The sequence below is a fragment of the Paenibacillus sp. 01T422 genome (assembly GCF_056398785.1).
Genome location: NZ_JBFTQB010000583.1, coordinates 1 through 4728 on the forward strand (window position 1 = coordinate 1; position 4728 = coordinate 4728).

General features: G+C 45.7%; 8 protein-coding genes. All 8 read left to right on the forward strand.

Annotation, left to right across the window (positions count from 1 at the left end; all coding sequences use genetic code 11):
- On the forward strand, nt 1–624 hold a 624-nt coding region (locus AC1DUA_RS26445), incomplete at its 5' end, for a molybdopterin cofactor-binding domain-containing protein (protein WP_477502610.1).
- Nucleotides 625–668: 44 nt separating this feature from the next.
- Entirely contained in the window at nt 669–914 is a 246-nt protein-coding gene (locus AC1DUA_RS26450) for a hypothetical protein (RefSeq protein ID WP_477502611.1), read from the forward strand.
- Nucleotides 911–1750: an FAD binding domain-containing protein gene (locus AC1DUA_RS26455; RefSeq protein ID WP_477502612.1), complete on the forward strand. Its 840-nt coding sequence runs from the start codon at nt 911–913 to the stop codon at nt 1748–1750. The genes AC1DUA_RS26450 and AC1DUA_RS26455 overlap by 4 nt, the downstream gene beginning before the upstream one ends.
- 2 nt (nt 1751–1752) lie before the next feature.
- Nucleotides 1753–2220: a (2Fe-2S)-binding protein gene (locus tag AC1DUA_RS26460; RefSeq protein WP_477502613.1), complete on the forward strand. Its 468-nt coding sequence runs from the start codon at nt 1753–1755 to the stop codon at nt 2218–2220.
- Between the two features lie 126 nt (nt 2221–2346).
- Nucleotides 2347–2871 carry a YfiT family bacillithiol transferase gene (locus AC1DUA_RS26465; RefSeq protein ID WP_477502614.1) on the forward strand — a complete coding sequence of 175 codons (525 nt, stop codon included), beginning with the start codon at nt 2347–2349 and terminating at the stop codon, nt 2869–2871.
- A 9-nt stretch (nt 2872–2880) separates the two neighbouring features.
- A complete protein-coding gene (locus AC1DUA_RS26470; protein WP_477502615.1) occupies nt 2881–3399 on the forward strand; it encodes a P-loop nucleotide/nucleoside kinase family protein in 519 nt (172 codons plus the stop codon).
- 50 nt (nt 3400–3449) lie between these two features.
- Nucleotides 3450–3944, forward strand: coding sequence for a DinB family protein (locus AC1DUA_RS26475; protein ID WP_477502616.1), 495 nt, complete (start codon nt 3450–3452; stop codon nt 3942–3944).
- 278 nt (nt 3945–4222) lie between these two features.
- The coding region (locus AC1DUA_RS26480; protein ID WP_477502617.1) for a serine hydrolase domain-containing protein at nt 4223–4728 on the forward strand (506 nt) is incomplete at its 3' end.

The window sequence follows — 4728 nt, forward strand, 5'->3', positions numbered from 1 at the left end:
GTGTGGAAAGCCTCGGGTTCAGGTATCGATACGGGTACCGGAGCTACGATCACATTCAATTATGACGGCAGTGCGAATCTCAGCGTAGGCTCGATTGAACTTGGTCAAGGGAACCGTACAATCATGGCTCAAATCCTTGCAGAGAAGCTAAATATGGAAATAAGCGATGTTCACGTCAAAATGGATGTGGATACACAAATCACACCTGAACATTGGAAAACGGTGTCGAGCAGCACGACAATGATGGTTGGTCGTGCTGTTCAGGATGCGGCAGAAGATGTCATAGCACAGTTAAAAGATAATGCTTCGATCGTCCTGCAAGTGCCACCACAAGACTTGGCTGTCGGGCGTGGCATGATCTATGTCAAAGACGACCCAATCATCAGTCTTAGAGTCAGCGAAGTTGTCAGCGGCTACCAATACCCGGATGGCAGCGCTTCGGGCAAACCGGTCATTGGCCGCGGCAGGTACCGGGTCCATGATATTACGAGACTTGATCCTGAAACAGGGAAAGGCATCGCAGCACAGCAGTGGACCGTAGGCGCGCAAGCCATTGAAATTGAATTTGATACTCGCGAGTGTACGTATCGCGTTCTTCGAGCGGCCTCTGTCTTTGACGGTTAAGCTTTGCCACAAGGGAGGGATTTCTGTTCAATCAAGCGGGTCAAGTGCTGAATCCTCAGCTGCGCTCATATAAATTGACCCGGTTCGGCGATAACCCGGACTATTTGGTTGAGTTTGTGGAGACACCGTTCATGGAGGGTCCTTACGGTGCCCGCGGCATTGGGGAGCATGGAACAATCGGGATGGCGCCTGCTCTGGCAAATGCCTTGTCGCTTGCAGTCGGAGTTGAATTGAACGTACTGCCTTTGACACCGGAGTTCATCTGGCAGTCGATGGGGAGGAACCAATGATCTCATTTGACTTTGAATATGTTAAGCCGGCTAGCTTTGAGGAAGCGGTACTGATCTATCAGCAAATGGAGGCAAGCGGTAAAGCACCGCTGTATTATTCCGGCGGGACTGAAATCATCTCCATGGCGCGCTTGGATCAGCTTCACACAGGTGCGGTGATTGACATCAAGGGGATTCCCGAATGCCGTGTATTTCAATTTCGTTCTAGTCAACTGGTCATTGGCGCAGCAATTACACTCAATACGCTTACGGAATCCCCTTTGTTTTCACTACTTGAAGACACGGTTCGAGACATCRCCGATCATACGATTCGTAATAAAATTACGATAGGCGGGCTTCTTTGTGGGAAGTTCATTTATCGGGAGGGGCTGCTGCCATTTTTGCTAGTAGATAGCGAGGTTGTCTTGGCTGGCCCTAGTGGTGTTCGGCAAGTACCCATACGCCAAATTTTGAACGGGGAGCCGCGTTTGGAAAAAGGAGAGCTTCTCGTCCAAATTATAAGCGATGCTTCTTATTTGAAAATGCCTTTTGTGACTATCAAAAAGACCAAATTCGAAAGAATCGATTATCCAATCGTTCGTATTGCGGGACTTCAAACAGGCAATGGGATTCGTGTTGCATTCAGTGGAGTAAGCGCCATCCCTTTTCGATCTAAGAAGATTGAAGAAATTCTTAATGATACCTCGCTCTCTTTGGAAACTCGCGTGGATAACGTTATTGGGTGGTGGCCTGTACCGATATTGAATGACATTTTAAGCTCAGCAGCCTATAGGACATTTGTGCTGCGCAACACATTATTGGATGTTATGTCAGCTCTGGAACAGGGGAGGCGATGAGGGTGAGCGGGATGACCAAAAGTGAAATTGAATTGGTTATCAATGCCAATCGGCACCATGCTGTCATTCGATCAGCGGATACGCTGCTGCGAGTGCTGCGTGAGCATTTGGGCTTTACTGGTGCAAAAGAAGGCTGCGAAAATGGCGACTGCGGCGCATGTACAGTGAATGTGGATGGTGTTCCCATCAAATCTTGCCTGATGTTGGCCATTGAGGCTCCGGGGTGCAATATCACGACCATTGAAGGGTTAGGTGGAGATGCTCCGATACAAAAAGCTTTTGTTGAGCACTTTGCTTTTCAGTGTGGATTTTGCACACCAGGCTATATTATGGTAGCACATGCCTTGACTCAGCAATGCCCCAATGCGAGTGAAGACGAGATGCTCAGGTGGCTTCAATCTAATATTTGCCGCTGCACAAGTTACGAGGAAATTGGGAAGGCCGTTAGATCTGTGCTATCGCAGAAATAGAACAATTTGAAAATAAAGTCTAGGCGCTGTCGCGTTTAGGCTTCATTTTTTTCGTTAAAGGAAATAAATGGGTGAGGCTAGAATTAGTTTGTTATTCGAAATAGAAGGGAAGGAGCATGGAAGGATTTGGACCAATCACGTTATCCAATTGGGAGATTTGAAGGGATTCAGCGTTCAACGGCAGACCAGCGGAAGGTATGGATGGAAGAGATTAAGTTATGCAGCCAAGAGCTGAGGCTTATCGTGCAAAATCTAACACTAGAACAGTTACAAACACCTTATCGGTCTGGTGGTTGGACCGTTCAACAGGTCATCCATCACATGGCTGACAACGATATGAATGCGTACATTCGCTTCAAAAGAGCGTTGACAGAAGATCAACCTGCTGCAAGTTCCTATAGGGAGGACTTGTGGGCAGATCTGAGCGATTATCAGGAAACGCTGATCGAAACATCTATTGCTCTTCTTGAGTCGCTGCATACTCGTTTCGCCAAGTTACTCGATTCGTTGACGCCGCTCGATTATGAGCGTACATTCACGAGTCCAACTCATGGATTAATGAGCCTTGATTTGGCTTTACAAAGGTTTGCTTGGCATAATCGGCATCATATGGCACAGATTACTTCACTTAAAGAGCGTTTGGAGTGGTAAATAACGAACATGTCAACCATTATTTTATTTCGAGGGAAAGCTGGAACTGGTAAAACAACCTTATCCAATGAACTTGGCAAAAGATTGAAACTACCAGTGCTTCATAAGGATGATATTTATGATGCTGTAGCGAATGATGTCTCTGCGCATGAGGCGAGAAATCAGATCAGTTTTGATTTTCTGTATCGGTTCCTTCATACGGTTATTGCGACGGATGCTAACGTAATTCTTGATTATGGATTTAATCATTCGGAGGCTGTGTCTAAGTTTAAGCATTGGGTAGAAGAAAGAGGCGGGAAATTAATGACGCTGCATTGCATATGTAGTGATGACTACACTTGGGCGCAGCGACTTGCTGAGAGGAGTAATGCGCCACAGGCCAATCAATTAATAACTGATTTAGATACGCTGAAAGAACATTATCAACATATTAAAACGGAATTTCTGGACGGTGAAATCGTGTTAGACACGGTTCAGCCAATCGATTCATTAATGGAACAGGTTTCCAAGTTTCATTGGGTGATGTAACATATAAATGTAGTTAAAGTGACCATATGACAAATTTAGGAGGCATTGCAATGAATAAAATCGAGCTTTTGCTTCATGGATGGGACAGCTGCTATGAGAAAGAGGATTGGTATCCTCCACTTACGGATGCACTCAATGGTCTGACTGCCGAGCAAGCCAACTGGCGGCCAGAAGGTGAGCATGTGAACACGATTGCTGAGAATTTGAATCATTTGATTTTTTATAAAGAACGATTGTTGTACAGAATGACTGGAGAAGAATCCGATTACCCGGATATGACCAATGATGATACGTTTGCCGTAACTTCTACTTCTGACGAGGCTTGGGAAGCAACTTTGGTTCGTTTGCAAGCAGTTCATCAGAGTATTCGGGATCGGATTGCGCAGTGGAAAAAGGATGACTTCGAGCATGTTTATCCGAATCGTTCGCAATCCGTTGGGCGTTGGGTGAATAGTCTCATCATGCATGATGCCTATCACACAGGACAAATTATGTTCATCCGTAAGCTGCAAGGAGCTTGGCCATCCCGTCGTTCATTTGAATAATCGTTATATTGCCGGGCTTTCAGCTTTGACAAGCTGTTACAAGCAAGTAGTAACCCTAGCGGTTTTCCCGCTAGGGTTATTTGAATTTGTTATTGGCAGTTGAGGTAGCAGTTGGAGGTATGGTGAGGAGTATGCGGGAATTGTGGGTGGGTGGTAAAGTAGCTAACTTCGAGGTTTGACGGAGTTCAGCTTTTGCTCATAAGCGTTCATATAGAGGGATTTGCCGTTTCATTTCGAATAAAAGAAAATAACTTATAGTAAGGAGGTCTAATTGAGACATGAATATCGACATGGATTTGCCCCAAGCCTCTCCAGAACAGTTGGGAATAAATGGTGATAAATTGCAGCGTGCATTCCGTCTATTAGATCGAGAAAAGGATGCTGGTGAAATTCCAGGTGGTGTGGCACTCGTAGGGCGAAAAGGGGCTATAGCAGGTACCTATGCCGTGGGTCACTCAATTATTTCTAAGGATACGAACTTGAAAGTAACAGAAGATACGATTTATGATTGTGCTTCTTTAACCAAAGTGATGTCGACACTTCCGTTGATATTGCAGCTAATTGAACGTGGCGAGCTGCGCCTTAGGAATACCGTGTCCCGATATTTTCCTGAATTCATAGGAAGTGGGAAGGAAGAAGTGACGGTGAAACATCTGCTGACTCACACGTCTGGGCTTCAGGCATTCAAGGATCTGCATTCCCATGGCTGGACGCCAGAGCAGATTAGGGTTGCTGTGCTTGGAGAAAGCTTAAGCCACACTTGCGGTAATAGTTATGTGTATAG